General features: G+C 73.0%; 29 protein-coding genes. All 29 read right to left on the bottom strand.

Translation table 11 applies throughout. The features are described from left to right. Positions 1–427 precede the first annotated feature (427 nt). On the bottom strand, positions 428–742 hold the full coding sequence (locus ACN27D_RS07735; protein WP_358174870.1) for a hypothetical protein: 315 nt from the start codon (positions 740–742) through the stop codon (positions 428–430). Further along, positions 739–1407, bottom strand: a complete 669-nt coding sequence (locus ACN27D_RS07730; protein ID WP_358174873.1) for a hypothetical protein — start codon at positions 1405–1407, stop codon at positions 739–741. The genes ACN27D_RS07735 and ACN27D_RS07730 overlap by 4 nt, the downstream gene beginning before the upstream one ends. A gap of 3 nt (positions 1408–1410) precedes the next feature. Next, positions 1411–1641 (bottom strand): hypothetical protein, encoded by a 231-nt coding sequence (locus tag ACN27D_RS07725; protein WP_358174876.1) that lies wholly within the window; start codon positions 1639–1641, stop codon positions 1411–1413. Continuing rightward, on the bottom strand, positions 1638–1880 hold the full coding sequence (locus ACN27D_RS07720; RefSeq protein ID WP_162959327.1) for a hypothetical protein: 243 nt from the start codon (positions 1878–1880) through the stop codon (positions 1638–1640). Before ACN27D_RS07720 ends, ACN27D_RS07725 begins: the two co-directional genes overlap by 4 nt. A 3-nt stretch (positions 1881–1883) precedes the next feature. Then, positions 1884–2297, bottom strand: a complete 414-nt coding sequence (locus ACN27D_RS07715) for a DUF6085 family protein (RefSeq protein ID WP_120573425.1) — start codon at positions 2295–2297, stop codon at positions 1884–1886. Next, a complete protein-coding gene (locus ACN27D_RS07710) occupies positions 2294–3361 on the bottom strand; it encodes a hypothetical protein (protein WP_358174881.1) in 1068 nt (355 codons plus the stop codon). Before ACN27D_RS07710 ends, ACN27D_RS07715 begins: the two co-directional genes overlap by 4 nt. Continuing rightward, positions 3358–3720, bottom strand: a complete 363-nt coding sequence (locus tag ACN27D_RS07705; protein WP_358174884.1) for a hypothetical protein — start codon at positions 3718–3720, stop codon at positions 3358–3360. The genes ACN27D_RS07710 and ACN27D_RS07705 overlap by 4 nt, the downstream gene beginning before the upstream one ends. Then, the gene (locus tag ACN27D_RS07700; protein WP_120573428.1) at positions 3720–4154 is read right to left on the bottom strand and encodes a hypothetical protein; all 435 of its coding nucleotides are present in this window, start codon (positions 4152–4154) and stop codon (positions 3720–3722) included. Before ACN27D_RS07700 ends, ACN27D_RS07705 begins: the two co-directional genes overlap by 1 nt. After that, positions 4154–4456, bottom strand: a complete 303-nt coding sequence (locus ACN27D_RS07695; RefSeq protein WP_358174887.1) for a hypothetical protein — start codon at positions 4454–4456, stop codon at positions 4154–4156. Before ACN27D_RS07695 ends, ACN27D_RS07700 begins: the two co-directional genes overlap by 1 nt. After that, positions 4453–4779, bottom strand: coding sequence for a DUF6197 family protein (locus tag ACN27D_RS07690; protein ID WP_358174890.1), 327 nt, complete (start codon positions 4777–4779; stop codon positions 4453–4455). Before ACN27D_RS07690 ends, ACN27D_RS07695 begins: the two co-directional genes overlap by 4 nt. Further along, positions 4776–5228: a hypothetical protein gene (locus ACN27D_RS07685; RefSeq protein ID WP_120573431.1), complete on the bottom strand. Its 453-nt coding sequence runs from the start codon at positions 5226–5228 to the stop codon at positions 4776–4778. Before ACN27D_RS07685 ends, ACN27D_RS07690 begins: the two co-directional genes overlap by 4 nt. Then, positions 5225–5545 (bottom strand): hypothetical protein, encoded by a 321-nt coding sequence (locus tag ACN27D_RS07680; protein WP_358174893.1) that lies wholly within the window; start codon positions 5543–5545, stop codon positions 5225–5227. Before ACN27D_RS07680 ends, ACN27D_RS07685 begins: the two co-directional genes overlap by 4 nt. Further along, positions 5539–6084: a hypothetical protein gene (locus ACN27D_RS07675; RefSeq protein ID WP_358174896.1), complete on the bottom strand. Its 546-nt coding sequence runs from the start codon at positions 6082–6084 to the stop codon at positions 5539–5541. Before ACN27D_RS07675 ends, ACN27D_RS07680 begins: the two co-directional genes overlap by 7 nt. Next, positions 6081–6335 (bottom strand): hypothetical protein, encoded by a 255-nt coding sequence (locus ACN27D_RS07670; RefSeq protein ID WP_358174899.1) that lies wholly within the window; start codon positions 6333–6335, stop codon positions 6081–6083. Before ACN27D_RS07670 ends, ACN27D_RS07675 begins: the two co-directional genes overlap by 4 nt. After that, positions 6332–6925 (bottom strand): crossover junction endodeoxyribonuclease RuvC, encoded by a 594-nt coding sequence (locus ACN27D_RS07665; protein WP_358174902.1) that lies wholly within the window; start codon positions 6923–6925, stop codon positions 6332–6334. The genes ACN27D_RS07670 and ACN27D_RS07665 overlap by 4 nt, the downstream gene beginning before the upstream one ends. A 145-nt stretch (positions 6926–7070) precedes the next feature. Beyond that, positions 7071–7361, bottom strand: a complete 291-nt coding sequence (locus ACN27D_RS07660) for a hypothetical protein (protein ID WP_358174905.1) — start codon at positions 7359–7361, stop codon at positions 7071–7073. After that, positions 7358–7828: a DUF3846 domain-containing protein gene (locus tag ACN27D_RS07655; protein WP_358174908.1), complete on the bottom strand. Its 471-nt coding sequence runs from the start codon at positions 7826–7828 to the stop codon at positions 7358–7360. The genes ACN27D_RS07660 and ACN27D_RS07655 overlap by 4 nt, the downstream gene beginning before the upstream one ends. Then, entirely contained in the window at positions 7825–8040 is a 216-nt protein-coding gene (locus tag ACN27D_RS07650; RefSeq protein ID WP_358174911.1) for a hypothetical protein, read from the bottom strand. The genes ACN27D_RS07655 and ACN27D_RS07650 overlap by 4 nt, the downstream gene beginning before the upstream one ends. After that, positions 8037–8975, bottom strand: a complete 939-nt coding sequence (locus ACN27D_RS07645) for a recombinase RecT (protein ID WP_358174914.1) — start codon at positions 8973–8975, stop codon at positions 8037–8039. Before ACN27D_RS07645 ends, ACN27D_RS07650 begins: the two co-directional genes overlap by 4 nt. Beyond that, the gene (locus tag ACN27D_RS07640; RefSeq protein WP_358174917.1) at positions 8965–9186 is read right to left on the bottom strand and encodes a hypothetical protein; all 222 of its coding nucleotides are present in this window, start codon (positions 9184–9186) and stop codon (positions 8965–8967) included. The genes ACN27D_RS07645 and ACN27D_RS07640 overlap by 11 nt, the downstream gene beginning before the upstream one ends. After that, positions 9167–9316 (bottom strand): hypothetical protein, encoded by a 150-nt coding sequence (locus ACN27D_RS07635; RefSeq protein WP_162959332.1) that lies wholly within the window; start codon positions 9314–9316, stop codon positions 9167–9169. The genes ACN27D_RS07640 and ACN27D_RS07635 overlap by 20 nt, the downstream gene beginning before the upstream one ends. Beyond that, the gene (locus ACN27D_RS07630; protein ID WP_358174921.1) at positions 9306–9695 is read right to left on the bottom strand and encodes a hypothetical protein; all 390 of its coding nucleotides are present in this window, start codon (positions 9693–9695) and stop codon (positions 9306–9308) included. The genes ACN27D_RS07635 and ACN27D_RS07630 overlap by 11 nt, the downstream gene beginning before the upstream one ends. After that, positions 9692–11749 carry a YqaJ viral recombinase family protein gene (locus ACN27D_RS07625; RefSeq protein ID WP_358174924.1) on the bottom strand — a complete coding sequence of 686 codons (2058 nt, stop codon included), beginning with the start codon at positions 11747–11749 and terminating at the stop codon, positions 9692–9694. The genes ACN27D_RS07630 and ACN27D_RS07625 overlap by 4 nt, the downstream gene beginning before the upstream one ends. After that, the gene (locus ACN27D_RS07620) at positions 11746–12108 is read right to left on the bottom strand and encodes a DUF6197 family protein (RefSeq protein WP_358174927.1); all 363 of its coding nucleotides are present in this window, start codon (positions 12106–12108) and stop codon (positions 11746–11748) included. Before ACN27D_RS07620 ends, ACN27D_RS07625 begins: the two co-directional genes overlap by 4 nt. Next, positions 12101–12310 carry a hypothetical protein gene (locus ACN27D_RS07615; protein ID WP_162959336.1) on the bottom strand — a complete coding sequence of 70 codons (210 nt, stop codon included), beginning with the start codon at positions 12308–12310 and terminating at the stop codon, positions 12101–12103. The genes ACN27D_RS07620 and ACN27D_RS07615 overlap by 8 nt, the downstream gene beginning before the upstream one ends. 153 nt (positions 12311–12463) lie before the next feature. Beyond that, entirely contained in the window at positions 12464–12709 is a 246-nt protein-coding gene (locus ACN27D_RS07610; protein ID WP_358174930.1) for a hypothetical protein, read from the bottom strand. Then, positions 12706–12927: a hypothetical protein gene (locus ACN27D_RS07605; protein WP_358174933.1), complete on the bottom strand. Its 222-nt coding sequence runs from the start codon at positions 12925–12927 to the stop codon at positions 12706–12708. Before ACN27D_RS07605 ends, ACN27D_RS07610 begins: the two co-directional genes overlap by 4 nt. A gap of 119 nt (positions 12928–13046) precedes the next feature. Further along, a complete protein-coding gene (locus ACN27D_RS07600; RefSeq protein WP_358174936.1) occupies positions 13047–13361 on the bottom strand; it encodes a hypothetical protein in 315 nt (104 codons plus the stop codon). A 77-nt stretch (positions 13362–13438) separates the two neighbouring features. Further along, on the bottom strand, positions 13439–15184 hold the full coding sequence (locus tag ACN27D_RS07595) for a hypothetical protein (protein WP_358174940.1): 1746 nt from the start codon (positions 15182–15184) through the stop codon (positions 13439–13441). Positions 15185–15214: the final 30 nt, after the last annotated feature.

The raw sequence follows: 15214 nt of genomic DNA, 5'->3' as shown, positions 1-15214 counted from the left end.
CGGGCCAGCTTTGTCGGATCCGCCCCCGTGTACGAGTCGAACGCCTGTGCCAGCTTCAGCGCCATCTGCTCCAGCGTGCCGCGCACTCCCTGGTCGAGCTTGCCGAGCCGGGCCAGGTCGGCGCGCACCGCCGTCTCGACCGGCCCCGGTTTGGGCTCGGCCTGCCGCTTCCGGCCGGTCATCCGCCCGCCCCACCACTGAGCGTGACTGCCCGGTGTTCGCCCATACGTAACGGTGCATGGATTTCCGGCGGGAGAGAGAAAACACGGAAGCGCCGGCGCGTTTCCGCTGTTCTGGTCATGAAAAACTCCTGTAGTTTCCGCAGTTCAGCGCCTTGATCGTTCGGGTGGGGACGTTGGTGCTGGTCGGGGGTGCGGTGTTGGTGCTGCATGGTTATGCGTCCGTGGGTGTGGGTTGTGACGGTGGGTTACCAGGGGCGGCGGTTGAGGGTGGGGAGGGGTTGGGTGCCTCGGCGTTGGTTGCACAGGCCGCAGCCCTGCGGGCAGGGGTTTAGCGCCTGGTTGCCGAGGGTGCCGTGGGCGGGGGCGAGGTTGTCGGGGTGGTCGAGGCCGGGGAGGTGGCGGCCGTCGGGTCCGCGTGGCCAGTCTCGGGCGGTGATGATGTGGTCGACTGTGCGGGCGCCGTGGTGGTTGCACAGGTGGCACAGGTCGGAGTTGGCGAGGATGGCGGCGCGGTTGCGTCGGTAGGGGCGGGCGCCGGTGCCGCTGCGTCCGCTGGTCATACCCGCGTCCAGGGCAGGGGTTGGCGTGGGCAGGCTTGGTGCACGGGTGTGGTGGCGTAGGGCCCGAGGATGGGATCAGCGCTGGTGAGGATGTGCTGGTACAGCTCGGCGCCGTGGTGTCCGCACAGCGTGATGGTGTGGCCGGGCATCAGCCAGGTGCCGGCCCACGGGACGGGCATGGTCAGCTCGTAGCGGTAGCGGGCGGGTTCGGTGCATCCGCCGGGATGGGCGCAGCGGGGGGCGAGGCTGCGCAGCAGGTGGCGTTCGGTGCAACGCCAGGCGTCGACCAGGCCGCGCCGGTCGTGGCTGGGGTCGCGGGCGAGCTGGCCGGACACCTCGTACTGGTGGGCGCGGTCGCCGTGCAGCAGCGTCAGCCGGTAGGCGTCGTGGGCGGTGAGGGCGAGGTACAGGGCGACGACGTGCGGGCCGGGCGTGGCGGCCGAACAGGTGGGGCAGACGTTGCACGGCTCGGGTTCGGGCCAGTGCGGGGCGGCGGGTGGCATGCGGCGGCCCTCGACCGGGGTGCCGGTCCGGCCGCAGCCGGCGCAGCGGCGCAGCCAGGGCACGGGGCTGGTGGGCGCGGCGAGGCGGTAGCCCTGGCGGAACAGAATGCGCAGCGGCTGGTGGTCGGGGGCCGGCGACGGCGCGGCCGGTGATGTGTCCACGGCTCAGAGGTACCTCTCGGACGGTTGCACGCTGGTGACCAGGCGGGGCACGACGTCGGCGGGCCACGGTTCGTCGTCGTCGGGCCAGCCGGCGTCGGGGTCGTCGTCTCCGCTGCACAGGTAGGAGGTGCGGGCGACGCCGCAGCCGTGGTCGCAGCGGGGGCAGTCGCAGGACCCGATGCCGTCGCCTTGGCCGTTGTAGGGGTCGGGCAGGCCGCACACGTCGCACGTCACGGGACGGTCCGTCCGGCGATCCGGACGCCCTGCATGGGGTGTCCGCCCATGAGCCGGTACCGGTCGGGGTGGGCGCGGGCGGCGGCTTGGGCGAGGATCGCGTGCTGGATGGCGTGGATGTGTGTGGCCAGTTCGGCGAGGTCGCCGGGGCGGGCGGGGCCGTTGTCGGCGATGGCGGACAGGGTGTTCCACAGCTGCGCGGTGAGGTCCATCGCGGTGTGTTCGGCGTCGGTCAGCATCGGTCAGCCCTCGGCCTGGTCGACGCGGTCGCCTACCCGCAGGTGACCGTCGATGCTGTCGACGGTCACCGCGTACCGGCCGGGTTCGGCTGGCGGCTCGTCGAGGTCTTCGGCGGCCTCGTTGACGGGGCAGCTGAACAGGTCGCCGAGGCGGCAGCTCAGCGGGTGCTTCAGGGTCCACCCGTCGGGCCGGAACTCGATGATGTGGCGAGGGGCGTCGTCAGGCGGGGCGAGCCGGCCCGCGGCGGTCAGCGCGTCCAGGGCGGCGCGCAGGCCGTGCCGGTCGCAACAGTCCTCGGTGTTCATGCCCGAGGGGCACGCGGGCGCCGGGTGTTGGCCGAGGTGCAGGGTCCACGCTTTGGCGAACGTCTCGTGGAGGTCGTCGACGTCGGCATCGGTGTACGGCTTCTCGGTCATGAGGCGGCGTTCCGTTCGTGGAGGTGGGTTGGGCAGGCGTCGCCGTTGACGGGGTCGGCGGCGACGACGCCGGGGTGGCCGGTCAGGTGGCAGGTGATGCAGAGTCCGTAGCCGCGGGTGGGCGGGGCCGGTGGTGGCGCGTCGGCGCGGGGGACCGGCGGCGGGCTGGTGCGGGTGTAGCGGGACAGGGGGGCGCGGCGGTGGCCGCGCAGGGTCGCTCGGATGTGGGCCTTGGCCTGTTCGGCGTTCACGGTCGCCTCCAGGGTGCGGACGGGTGCAGGCCACAGGGCGGTCTGGGCGGCGGTGTTCGGGTGGGGCGAGAGGCCGTCGCCGGCGATGATTCGCAGCGTCGGCGGGGCGGGTCTGCTGTCGCTGGCGGGAGCGTCCACAGCTACGGCCTCGCGGGCGCGCGCAACGGTGACGGCCGTACGAACATCAGTCATGTGTGATGGGAGGTCCGTAGTTGACCGGGTAGGTGTAGTAGGGGAGGTGGGGGCTATCCCATGGGATAGCCGTACAGGGGCCTCTACGTAGCCGTACTTTTCGTCGTACGGCTCGCCCTGGGATAGCGGTACAGGACGAGCCCCGCTGGCGGCTGTACGGCTATCCCCAGGCGTAGCCGTAGCCGCGTTGTCCCCAGGGTTATCCACAGCCTCGGTACGGCTACGGCATGAGGTAGCCGTACGGGGGCGTTGCGCGGCGGTGCGGACATCGCGGGCGTCGCGGCGGTAGGCGTCCGGGTCCGGCACCTGCAGGTGCTCTATGACGTCAGGGCCGAGGATCAGCCGGTACTCGTCGCTGCGGCCGCGTCGCCGTACCCGGGCGACCAGCTCGATCAGCCCGATGCGGCGCAGCTCCGCCAGGTATTTGCGGGCGGTGGAGTAGCCGATCTCCGCGTCCAACGCCAGCCTGGCCACCCCGCAGTGCACGTCCGTGCCGTCGGCTGCCGCGTACGACCCGACCACCAGGGCGGCGAGCTTCAGCCGGTGATTGCCCCACCGTGCCCGGCGCACCAGGTCCAGCCAGGCGCCCGCCGAGGCGCCGTAGTCCTCACCACCCCTCATCTCTTGCCTCTCCTTTCCGACCAGCGCGATGACCGCGCGAAGGTGCGGCCACCGACCGCGATCAGACGCCAGCCGCAACCGTCGAGGCGGCGCACCCCGTCGACGACCGTGAGGGTCTGCCGACGGCGGCACGCCGCCTCGTAGTCGATGCGCTGGGAGGTGACCTCATCCGGACGCGCCGGGATCAGGTAGTCGCCGCACTGCCGGCACGTGCCGACGAACTCGCCAGCCGCGCACGCCCGCAGCCAGGCGCCGTGCACGATGAACCCGTCGCTGTCGACCAGATGCCGGTACAGGCCGTGGTCCAGTGGGTTGAACGGGATGCGCCCCGTTCCGGGCAGGGTCTCCTGGTCCGGCATCACCGTCCCCTCGGCTGGGCGGGCGGCCACGCCCGCACGACGATGCGGGACACGACGGCCGCGCACGCCTGCCAGTGGGCTTGGTCGTCGTCACCCGCCGGGACGCCCGGCAGGGTGCCGTGCACGACGGCCCGCATCAGATGCCGGGTCGCTTCCCGCGCCTGCTGCGCGGTGGCGACGTCCAGCGCCTGTACCAGCAGGAACACCACGCCGTCCGGTGCCCCGTCGGACAGCTGGTTGATCGTCAGCATGTACGGGCCGCATGGTGGCCGCACGACCACCACGTTCACCGGCGGGCCGTCGACGGGCCGCACCGTCCAGTCGTCGATGACCCGGGCGTGGAACTCGGCCGGGGCGTGACTCAGGTCGGTGCGGGTGGCCACGCCGGCGGCCCCGGACAGCACCAGCACGGTGGCCAGCTCGGGCGTGGCCATCACAGCCATCCGCCGGTCAGGAAGTGGGCGATCAGCCACACCCCGCCGCACAGCACGACCGTGCGGGCCAGCCGCAGCGTCCACCTCGGCGTGACCTTCAGCGGAGGCACCACCAGGGCGGGGCCGCCGTCGTCCTGAGAGATGACCACCGGCCGCCGACCGTCCTGCGGGCGCCGCACCCCCAGCCACGCCCACACGTGTTCCGACAGGGTGTCACCGCGGCGGGTGTTCAGCAGCGCCACCGTCTCGATGACCACCACGGCGGCAGCCACGGCGACCCACGCGACGGTGAACCCGTTCACGACCGGGCCCCCGCCGTGGACAGGCCGACGGCGGCCGTGCGCAGCGCGGCCACCACCACCTCGGCCGGCTGGTCGTCGCTCCAGTTGGTCACCGACCGGTCACCGATGCCGTTCTGCATGGCCTGGTGCGCGGTCAGGTAGTGCTCCCGCGTCGCCGCGTCGACCCCGTAGTGGGTCGGCGCGGTCAGCGCGTTGCCGAACGCGACCTCCCGCATCGCGCCGACCGTGCACAACCGGCCGTCGTCGTCGCGGTACTCCCGCGCGCACTTGCCGCGGGCCTCGATCAGCGTCGCGGCGCCGGTGAGGATGTCCGCCGGGCTCACTTCGGGCCGTCCAGCCACTCGTCGCGGCGCCGCTCCGACACCGGCCCGTCATCCGGGCCGGTGCCCGGGATCGTGGGCTCGTCCGCGCCGGGCAGGTTCCCGCCAGCGGCCGGGGGGCCCGGCTCGACGTCGGGCCGGTCGTCGACGTCGGCGACCGCGTCGAACAGGGTCTCCGCGACCGGCCCGAGGTTGACCAGCTTGCGGGCCTGGTCGAGCATCTGCCGGCCCTGGTCGGCCGCGTCGTCGGACAGCGGTTCGATCGCCAGGAACTTCACCCGCGGCGACAGCGGCTCCCCGGGGCCGGGGATCGTCGCGCCGGCGAACTGCACGATGCCGACCACCACGTGGCGTCCGAGCTGGTTGCGGATCAGGTCGTCGGCGATGCGCTCCAGACCGTTGTTAGGCCGCTCGTCCTTGCTGAACGTGCCGGAGATCGTGACAGCCGTCATGAGGCGGGTCCTTCCTGCGGTGAAGGGGCCAGGCCGGGGGCCTGGTCGAGGGGCACTTCGGTGCCTTGCTCCCGGAACCAGCGGGCGATGAGCAGGTCGGCAACGCCCATCTGCGCGTGCACGTGGTCGGGCACCGACTCGTGCACCAGCAGTTCCTGTGCGAAGGCGTGGGCGGGCTGGCCGGTGACCGGGTGCGGGAACACCCGCACGAAACGGCGCCGGTGGTACGTGGTGGCGCTGACGATGTCCACGTAGGAGCGCGTCGCGTCGTCAACGGGGATGTCGCCGCCGTGGCGGGGACCGCCGATCATCAACATGGGTTCGCCTCCGGTGAGGTGTCAGGGGCCGCCGGCGGCTGGCACGCCGGGCTGCACCGGTCGTGGAGCTGCCCGGCCGGGCATGGGCGGTTGTCGCAGTGGCCGCCGCAGGCGTCGGGTACGTAGCCGTGCGGCAACGCGCGCGGCCCGTGGTCGGGGCGGCCTGGCAGGGCGTCGACGGCGGCCATGAGCGCACCTTCGGCCTGCTGGTGCCCGCCGGCGGTGTCACCAGACCAGCGCCAGGTCTTGGCCGCGTCGACCACGGCCCGCTCGGCAGGCGTCATTCCCGTCGAGGGCTGGTCGGTGGAGGGACCGTCGGCCAGCAGCACCAGCGCGGTCAGCAGCAGGGCCCGCACGTTGTCCGCAGGCGCCATCTCCAGCAGGACGGTCAGGGAAGCGCTGGGGCATCGCGGCAGCGGGCAGCCGCTGCCGTCGGTCCAGTGCCGGCGCACCCGGGCAGCCAGGTCCCGCACCATCGCGGTCTGCTGGTCCATCTGGGCTACCCATCCGGTGACGTCTTCCGGCGTCGTGTCGGTCATGGCACCTCCCTCGGCGCGTCAGCGGCCGGCCCGACAGTCAGCCGCAGATGCTCGGTGAGGCCGAACCGGTCGACGCCGGCCGCCTCCGGGGTGTCGTACGGGAATGCCCACCCCGCGCCGAACAGGTGCACCATCAGGGCGGTGCACTCCGCCTCCGTGGCGGCGGTGATCGTCGCGTAGCGGTCGTCGAGCTTCCGGCCGGTGAACGGGCATGTCTGCCCGTAGCCGAAGGTGAACAGCTTGGTGATCACGCCGGGCCCTCCCTCGCCGTGTTGGTCTCGGGGTGCAGGTGGAAGCCGGGCGGCCAGCCGATGTCGGCCAGCACCTTGGTTCGCCAGCGCGGGACGGGGCCGGACAGCAGCTGCTGGCCGTACTGGTGCAGGCCCATGGCCAGCAGCCACAACGCGTCGGCCTGGTCGTGGTCGGCGGGGAACGCGGCGTGACCGAGCTGACTGCGGGCCGTAGCCAGCATGAGGTCCTTGTCGGCCGCGCCCGAGTTGGTTGCGTACTTCTTCAGCTGCTTGTCATGGACCACCACGTAAGGCACACCGCGGCGGTAAAGGCCGTCGAGGATGACGCCGTGCAGCTCGGCCAGCCGCAGCGCCGTGTCGCCCTTCGCGCCCTGGAACACGGCCTCCACGACCGCGAGGCTGTTGGTGGTGATGCACGGCCAGATCGGCGCGGTGATCTGCCCCCACCGGGCCGGCCGTGGTGTCGTGTCCGGGCTGGTGCGGATGGTGTCGAGGTAGAACCGGCCGGGTCCGGTCTGGCTGCGCCGCCACACGGCCACACCGGTGGCCGCCAGCGCGGCGTCGATCCCGATGACGGTCGTCGTGGTCACCGTTGTCGCCTCCTTCTGATGTCTCGGCGGTGCACGCGGCGGCGGCACGCGCCGGTGTTGACGCACACCCACCGCTGCCCGGCGTGCCGCCGCGACGCGGTCAGCGGAGCCACGTCGGACCCGCACCGGCAGCACGACCGGGCCTTCACACGGCCCCCTGGCTGCCGAGCTGCCCGCGCAGCGACCGGACCTCGGCGTTCTTCTCGGCCAGCAGGATCAGCGCGGCCACCAGCAGGTCGAACCGGTGGTGGTCGCACATGCCCGCCAGGTGGCCGGTCACGGCCGTGCCGGGGCACGCCGACATGGCCGGGCAGCCGTCGTCGCGGTGCCGGCGGACCTGCCCGGCGAGGTCGGACACCTCGGCGCGCCGCTGGTCGACGACGGCCTGGATGTGCGGCTGCGCCAGGTAGGCGCGGGAGTAGTGCGGGTCGGTCATGTCGGCAGTCCTCGGCGGATCGTGATGGTCGGGGTGTCCGCGACGGCGACGAACGCGGCGGCCTCGCGCACCTGCGCGACCCACAGCGGGTCGCACCGGTTGCGGGGGACACCGCCGTCGACGACCGTGCGGATGTCGGTGTGCAGGCCGCGCAGCGCCTCCAGCACCTCCGGCGGCAGCGACCGGATCTCGACGCCGTCCCACGCGTGCCGGTCCCAGCCGACGACCACGACGGGACCGGCGTAGGGCTGGTGCGCGGCGCCGCAGCACATGAGCAGCAGCGACCCGACCACGTTGCGGGGCAGCCCGGCGAGGTGGCCGACGTCGTTGACGAACCCGCGGGCGTTCACGCCGAGGGGCACCCGGTCGGTGCCGCCGTCGCCGACTTCCGCGTTGATCGCGTCGAGGGTCGGCGGCCGGTCCCGGACGTGCAGCGCACCGTCGGGGTCGATCACCAGGTAGGTCATGCGGTCGTCCCCCAGCCGGTCAGCCGCCGCACGGCGTGGACCTCCACCGCCGGGTCGATCCGCAGCACCAGGGTGCGTTCACCGTCGGGTCCGATGACCACCGTGGCCTTGTCGGCGCGGGCGTTACGCACCGCGTATGCGCACGCAGGCCCCTTGTCGGTGAAGGTGCGGGTCTGCCCGAACGAGTCGGTGACCGTCCAATCGTCGATCACGCCGGTGCCCCCGATCCGGGCTGGCGGGTCTCGACGTCCGACCAGTCCGGGCCGCCCGGGTCGGCGGGGCCGGCCGGCTCGTCGATCAGCTCCGCGTCGACCACGTCGTCCGGCGACGGACCGAACTCCCGCACCGGCCGGTCCGGGATGCCGGTGAAGCCCCTGGACGCGCCCGCCTCCGACGACGCGACCTGCCACCGGTACTCGGCAGAGGTGGGCACGAACGTCTCCAGCCGGTGCAGCGCCGACTTCTTCCACATCGGCACCGTGTTCGGTCCCTCATCCGGCCACGGCGGTCCCCAGAAGTTGCCGCCCGGCGGCCCGTTACGCGGGTTGATCGACTTCGACATGGCGCGGATGCGGGCCACGTCGTGCCGGTTCAGCCAGATCACCTGCGACGTGGCGCCGCCCATCAGCGTCGCCCACGCGTACACCGCCTTGAGCGGTCCGCGGTCCTCCGGGGCGGCGAACTCGTCGTACTCGTGCACCGGCAGGCGGTCGCGGGTGCTGTTGAACCGCAGCACCGGGTCGTTCTCCCGGCCGACCTCCACGTGCACGGCCTGCACCCCGCCGCCGCGGAACATCCGCTCGATGACCCCGTGGTACGTCTCGATCCCGACGATCCGTTTGCCGCCCGGGGCGTTGCGGTCGTTGAACGCGGTCAGCGCGAACACCTTCGGCGTCGGCACGTGTCCCAGCGCCGCGCACTCCCGCAACGCCAGGATCAGCGACGCCGGGTTGGCGCTGGCCGCGGCCCGCAGGAACTGGTCGCGGCGCACATAGGCGGCGGCCAGGCCGACGAACGCCTCCACGTTGACGTGCCGGGGCACCACCGCGGCGAAGTCGCCCTCGTAGCTGGCGATGAAATCGGACAGGGTGCCCTTCTTCTTGACCGCGACGTCCGTGCCGGCGGTCTTCGTTACCTCATCCGACATCGCTGGTTTCCTCCTCCTCGATCGACACGACCCGGTAGGCCGTCTGCTTGATGTCCGTGCCGGCCCACACCGTGTGCTGCCGGCACAGCAGCCGCCGCAGCGCGGTGACCACCGTCGACCGGTCCTTGCGGATCGGGCCGATGCGCTCCAGCACGACCACCAGGCGCACCCGCACCACCTCGGGGCTCAGGTCACGCCGCTCGGTCTCCACGACGGCCACCGCCCTTCGCGGCCACGTCGTCGCGGATGCGCCGCAGCCGGGCCAGCTGCCGACGCTGCTTACGGCTGGTGCGCCGCCGTCTCGCCCACTGCCACTGCGCCTGCCGGTCGTCACCGGGCATCACTGGCACCTCCCCGCCACGGGTCGTCGACATAGCGGGCGTCGACCACGCCCGCCCTCGGCAGCCCCGCGCGGCGGAGGATCGCGCCTCGGGCCTGCGCCTCCTGATGGCCGGCCTTGTGGTTCAGCCGCCGCCGCTGGCGGGCCGTCAGGGTGTAGGGCGGGCCGTTCTGCTCCTGGTAGACCCCCAGCCGCGCCACGTAGTCCAGGCCGCAGGCGTGGCGGGCGCGGGCCCCGGCGAGCCGGGACGCCACCGCCGGGTCCAGCCGGTGCGGCAACCGCATCCCGGCCCGCGGCGTCCGGCGGCTCTCGGCCACCCCGGCCACCTCCGCGCCGTTACGCCGGCGGGTGATGCGCACCTTTCCTCTCGCGTTCCTCACTTCGTCCTCCTGAGTTGGTCGACCATCCCGGCGGGCACCTCATAGGCGCGGCGCTTGTAGATCAGCCGTTGGGCGATGCGGCGGCCGTCGGCGTCGACGGCGAACTGCGCCGCGCCCATCCGGTCCCGCAGCCGGTTCTTCGCTTCCTCGGCCCGGGTCTTCGCCGCGTCCAGGGCGTCCAGGGCGGCCCGGAACTCCGCGGCCAGCGCGGCCGGGATCGGTTCCTCGGCGCCTTCCTCGACCGCCGGGTGCAGCTGGGTGAGGGTGTCGGTGGTCGCCTCGTGGCCGTCGATGTCCGGGCTGATGCCCGTCTCCAGCGACACGACGAACGACCGGCCCTCGGCGAGCCACGCCTTCATCTCGGCGCGGGCCGCGTCGTCGTACTCCACGACGTAGGCGTGTTCCTTGCGGACCAGCCAGCCACGCGGCGCGCCGAGGATTTCGCACTGCACCAGCAGCTGCACCCGGTGATGCGCGGGCACCTGGTCGGTGCCGGGCTTGCCCCAGCCCTTACCGCCGTCGTCGCTGTTGTGCGTCGGGATCATCCGCTCGGTGCACAGGTAGGTGTGGTCGGGAGAATCAACGACGACGCACTGCGTGGGGACAGTCGGGACGGCCCGAACCTCCACGATCATCCGGCGGTGCGACTGCCCTCCGGGACCAGCGAGGGTGACACGCACGGCCTTGCGGGACAGGCGGAACGGGTTATACCGGACGGGCCGCCACTGCACCCGCCATGCAGTCGTGGTCGTGCCGAACCCGCTGGCCTCCACCTCGACCATCACCGGTCGTTCCCCGAGGCTTGCCGCAAGTTCCTCGACCGCCAGCGCTAGGGCCTTGACGGTTGAGACGAACACTGCCTGGTGCCGTTGGGCTGCCCACGTGCCGTCCGTGTCCATCAGCCCCTGCAACAGCGCCAACCGCTGGCCAGCGGACGCCCGCAGGTAGATGTCCGGGACGTGCTTGTGTCCCAGCAGGTCAACCGCCCGCAGCTGCGTCCGCAGACCGTGGACGGTGCGCGTGGGACACCTTTGTCCCGGGCCGATGTCCTGACCAATCGCCAGCCCGCTGGCCGCGTGGACCAGGTCGTAGAGCTCCGGGTCGGCGCTGGTGATCCGTCCGGTCGCCGTCGACCCGTCGCCCAACCAGCAGCCGAGGGTGTACGGCTCCACCGGCAGCGGGATCTCTGGTAGCTCCAGCAGGCCGGCCAGCGGCACCCGGTGCTGCCGTTTCCGATCGGTGCCGCGCAGCGTCCGGGCAATGGTGCGGGCGTCGAGTACCGCAGGGTGCTGGCGTTGGTTCTGCCCGGTGGAGACGACCCACCGGTGGTCGGCGTCGCAGACGACCGAGGAGCCGTCGTCGAAGACGATGCGGTAGCAGTCGACGTACCGAACCTCGGACTTGGCTGTGACCCGGCACGGGCGGCCAGCGGCATCGAAGAGCTCGTTACCGACTTGCACCGCGCGCATGGTCGTCCATCCGGTCGGTGTCGGCAGCGGGGTGTCCAGTGCCAGCCCCTTGCACTCCACCGGCTCGACGTGCACGCCGCCCTGGTCGTCGAAGTTGTGCAGCCCTGCGGCGTCCCGGTGGACCAGGCAGTCGCCGCCGTGGCTGCACAGCGGCGCGTCGGCGGCGACCGCGAGGAAGTCGGGCGTTGCCACCAGCCACCGCTCGACGGGATGCCCCCACAGACCGGCGCCGGGACGGCACACCAGCAGCTCCGGGTGGTCCTCGCCGAACAGGCCGGCGATGCCGTCCTCCACCGCGTGGCCGTAGCGCTGCCGGCGGCTGGCCGGTTCCGCGTCCCAGCCGTCCTGTTTCGACCACCACAGGGAGAACGGGGACGCGTACGGGGAGATCCCCAGCACGGCGGCCAGCTCCGACGCGCCGACCCGGTAGCCGTCCGGTCCGGCCCGCCGGGCGGCCAGCCACACATCTTCGGGCGGGCCGACCGGCAGCAGCGGCACCGCGGGCACCCGGGGCGACCGCCCGAACCGGGCGACGGCTTTCTTCGCGTCGCCGTTGGTCAACGGCACGACCATCTTCGGTTTCACCGGGTCACCCGCGCACGGTCGGCCGCGGCGCGCATCGCGGCCACTACCTGGTCCTGCGTCGACGCGTCCGACCACTCGTAGATCGCGGGCGCGTTGGCATCGACGGCCTCCAGATGCCGGCCGAGGGCCGTGAAGGCGTCGATGTACGCGACCTGCCGGTCACGGTCACCGGGGGCGAACGGCCGCGGCTCGGCCTCGCCAGTGAGGACCAGCCGCAGCGCCCCCAGCGCGCACACCCGGCCCTGCCGGTCGGTGTATGCGCCCTCGCACTTGCCGCGCTGCGCGATGACGTCGGCAGCGGCGGTGAGGATGTCGGCGGCCGGGGTGTCCGGCGGCAGTACGGTCACGGTGTCACTCATTGCCGTTCCCTTCCGGGTCGGTCGGTTCGGCCGCCGCGTCGAGGACGGCGGCTAGTTCGTCGGGGTCGAGCCGCAGCACGATCTGGTCGCCGAGGGGGCAGTAGTCGACGGCGACAACCGGCACCCGGCAGCCGCCGACGTCGGCGACCACGTCGTTGTCGCGGCGGGCGTTCAGTGCTGCGGTGAGGCGGCTACGCAACACGGCGGCCACCTCGCCGGAGGGTGCGGGCCGGTGCCAGGGGGCGCACGGTGCACCAGCGGCACCGCGTGGCACCGGGCGCGGTGGTGACGTAGTGCGGGCAGCCGGAGGCCGCGACCACCGTCGGCGGGAACGTCACCGGCCCGTTCGTCGCGGTCATCGCCGCCTCCACGTCTTCGCCTGCGGGCAACTGCTGAAGTGGGCCTTGTGCAGGTCCCGGCGGCCGAACCGGAACTTGGCCTCCACCACCCGGGACCGGACCTGACTGCCGGCGACGGTCAGCGCGACCGTCCCGTCCGCGGTGGGCTGCGCGTCGACGGGCATCCGCTTGCTCTTGTCGGTGACCGTCCAGATCACCGGCTGTTTGCACGACCCGCACACTGTCGTCGGGTAGCTGGTCATCGGTGGGTCGCCTCCCACCACTGCTGATGCCGGTCGACGGTCTGCGGGGTGTAGTCCGCGAGAGGACCAGCGGTGGTGGGTCGCTGGACCGGGTGACGGTGCAGGAACAGCGCCACCTCCACCGCCAGGTAGGCGACGATGACGAAGGTGGCGATACTGGCCTGCGCAAACCGTCCGTGCGCGGCAAGCCACACCACGGCGGTGGTGCTCGCGGCCACCGTCGCGGCCGTCGCCCCGGCGCGTCCGAGGGCACGGCGTGCCCGACGGGCCGGGGCTGGCCGGCCGGCGGGACGGGGTGCGGTGAACGGGCGTGTCGGACGGGGCCGACTGCTGCTGTTCACCGCGCCCACCTCCGCCGGCGTGCGTCTTCCTCCGCGTACAGGCGGGGCCGGGTGTCGGCGACCACCGACCATCCGCCGAGGTCGAGAACCAGGGCGTGCTGCTCGTAGCAGTGCCCACACAGGGTCAGCTGCTGTTTCGGGCCGTCGGCTGGGGTGCCGTAGCGGTGGCCGGCGTACTGCGGGGACTCGACCATCACCAGCGCGGTGGCCGACGGGTGCCGGTCACAGACGGGCGGCCGGGCCTCCAGCGTGTTCTGCTCGGTGAGGCGGATCGTGCCGACGGGCGGCGGCGGGATGGACTGCTGGGTCATGAGAGGATGCCTCCCGGTTCTGTTGGCCGGCGCGGGCGTCCGGAGTCCTACGTCGCGGACGCCCGCACCGGGATCTGTCAGCCGTCGATGTCGTCAAGACGGCGGATGAGCTGATCCAGCGACTGGCGCTGCGTCCGTACCGCGTGCTTCCACGCCGGAGCGTGGTCGCCTGCCTGGTGCAGCCAGGTGGCCAGGTCACCGATGTGCGTGTCGATCTGGGTGAGGGCGTTCTCGATCCGGTCGCGCAGCACCGCGTCGGGGGCGGGCGGCTCGGGCACCGGTCCCGGGTCGTGCGGGTCGACGGCTGTCGTCTCCACGGACTCCCCGTCGATCACCCGCACGTAGCCGGAGGTGTTCTCCGCGACCCACGCAGCCCGCTCGACCGGATCGGCGATGTACGGGTCGGGGGTTGCCCCCTCCCCAGCCGGGTCGGCTGGGGAGAGGGCTGAGGCGGCGCCGGTCGGCGGCCGGGTCTCGCCCGCCGCGCTGTCCACCTCATCCGCCGGGGCCGGGTCGTGGGAGCCCTCGGCGGCCGTGTCGACCTGCGGGGAGACCCCGGCCGCGTCCGCCCCCACGGACGCGGCCGGGGCTGCGGAGGCGTCAACAGGGCCGCTCGTGTCCGGCCCCTCACCGCCCGCATCTGCCGAGGCCAGGTCGCCAGCCTCGGCAGCCGTCGTCGGCCGGGTGGACGCGTACCGCTTCCCGTCCAGCCCGATCACTCGCTCAGGTGCGTCATCCGTCGCGCCTGTGTCCCGCAGATCCCGGCGCACGGTCGCGTCGGAGGTGCCTAACGCCCCGGCGATCGCCCGCGTCGACATGCCCTCGGCGTGCAGGGCAGCCGTCGCGGTCTGCCGTTCCTCCAGCGGCATCCGCAGCCCGCGCAGCTCCGCGTCGCAGTACGCCGCCCACGACGGGTAGCCCAACGCCAGGTCGGCGCGCCGCTGGAACGCCGTCTTGATCAGCGGCAGCAGGTCGGTGAGCCGGGCGCGGATCTCCGCGGTCAGCGCGCGGGCTTCGGCCTCGGTGAGGCGGTTAGGCGGCGGCGCCGCGACGTCCACCGGGGCGGGTGACACCGGACGGGCCGACTGCATCCACTCCGCTACCTCGGCGACGTCGCCGGAGGCGGGCGGCGCGGGCACCGGGGGCGCCGGGGTGAGCGTCTCGAACCGGTCGGTCTCCGGGTTGTAGACCTCACCGGGCGTCGGGCCGCGCAGCACCTGCCACAGCTTCAGCGCCTCCGTGTCGTCGAACCGGCTGGCCCGGCCCTGCTCGGCCAGCTGCGCGAACGTCAACCCGAGCCGGTTCAGGCCGCGCAGCGCGGCGGCCCGCCATTGCTCGTCGCTCAGCTCGACGACCTGCGGGGGGTCCGGCTGGTCCGGCGGCGAGGGAAGCTCCACCGCCGGACCAGCCGGCTCGCCTGCCTCGGCGGAGCCGCGATTCTCCGCGTCGGCTTCCGTCGCAGGCTCGCGCGAATCGGCCTGCGGTGCGGTTTCCGGCCGGGCGTCGGCCGGGTCACCCGCTTGCGACTGCGGGTGCTGGCCCGGCCCGTCAGGTGGGGCGGCAGCGGTCGGTCGGACCGGTTCCTGACGGGCCGGAGTCTGTGGGGTCGCATCGGCGCCGGTGCGGAACCACCGCACCGACGCGCCGCGCTCGCTCGGGTCCACCTTGTCGGCGCGGCCCGCCGCGGCGAGGGCACGCAGATGGCGGGTGATGGTGGAGTAACCCATGCCGGTCTGCTCGGCGAGCGCGGCGGGACTGATCGGGTCGTCGGCCGGGCCGGGGAGCTGCCCGTACACGACGTCGACGGGGGCGACCTTGGTCATCTCTGATCACGTCCTTCGGGGGAGGTTTGC

Source organism: Micromonospora sp. WMMD1274, assembly GCF_049179035.1.
Classification (GTDB): domain Bacteria; phylum Actinomycetota; class Actinomycetes; order Mycobacteriales; family Micromonosporaceae; genus Micromonospora; species Micromonospora tulbaghiae.
Note: the sequence above shows the minus strand (reverse complement) of the source record. Positions and strands in the feature narration are given on the sequence as shown.

Coding starts and splice junctions, on each gene's coding strand:
- ACN27D_RS07635 (WP_162959332.1), bottom strand. CDS start 9,316: ATGCCCGGTGACGACCGGCAGGCGCAGTGGCAGTGGGCGAGACGGCGG.
- ACN27D_RS07620 (WP_358174927.1), bottom strand. CDS start 12,108: ATGAGTGACACCGTGACCGTACTGCCGCCGGACACCCCGGCCGCCGAC.
- ACN27D_RS07675 (WP_358174896.1), bottom strand. CDS start 6,084: ATGACCGACACGACGCCGGAAGACGTCACCGGATGGGTAGCCCAGATG.
- ACN27D_RS07655 (WP_358174908.1), bottom strand. CDS start 7,828: ATGACCTACCTGGTGATCGACCCCGACGGTGCGCTGCACGTCCGGGAC.
- ACN27D_RS07715 (WP_120573425.1), bottom strand. CDS start 2,297: ATGACCGAGAAGCCGTACACCGATGCCGACGTCGACGACCTCCACGAG.
- ACN27D_RS07610 (WP_358174930.1), bottom strand. CDS start 12,709: ATGACCAGCTACCCGACGACAGTGTGCGGGTCGTGCAAACAGCCGGTG.
- ACN27D_RS07600 (WP_358174936.1), bottom strand. CDS start 13,361: ATGACCCAGCAGTCCATCCCGCCGCCGCCCGTCGGCACGATCCGCCTC.
- ACN27D_RS07735 (WP_358174870.1), bottom strand. CDS start 742: ATGACCAGCGGACGCAGCGGCACCGGCGCCCGCCCCTACCGACGCAAC.
- ACN27D_RS07705 (WP_358174884.1), bottom strand. CDS start 3,720: ATGCCGGACCAGGAGACCCTGCCCGGAACGGGGCGCATCCCGTTCAAC.
- ACN27D_RS07645 (WP_358174914.1), bottom strand. CDS start 8,975: ATGTCGGATGAGGTAACGAAGACCGCCGGCACGGACGTCGCGGTCAAG.
- ACN27D_RS07700 (WP_120573428.1), bottom strand. CDS start 4,154: ATGGCCACGCCCGAGCTGGCCACCGTGCTGGTGCTGTCCGGGGCCGCC.
- ACN27D_RS07660 (WP_358174905.1), bottom strand. CDS start 7,361: ATGACCGACCCGCACTACTCCCGCGCCTACCTGGCGCAGCCGCACATC.
- ACN27D_RS07595 (WP_358174940.1), bottom strand. CDS start 15,184: ATGACCAAGGTCGCCCCCGTCGACGTCGTGTACGGGCAGCTCCCCGGC.
- ACN27D_RS07680 (WP_358174893.1), bottom strand. CDS start 5,545: ATGTTGATGATCGGCGGTCCCCGCCACGGCGGCGACATCCCCGTTGAC.
- ACN27D_RS07710 (WP_358174881.1), bottom strand. CDS start 3,361: ATGAGGGGTGGTGAGGACTACGGCGCCTCGGCGGGCGCCTGGCTGGAC.
- ACN27D_RS07685 (WP_120573431.1), bottom strand. CDS start 5,228: ATGACGGCTGTCACGATCTCCGGCACGTTCAGCAAGGACGAGCGGCCT.
- ACN27D_RS07720 (WP_162959327.1), bottom strand. CDS start 1,880: ATGCTGACCGACGCCGAACACACCGCGATGGACCTCACCGCGCAGCTG.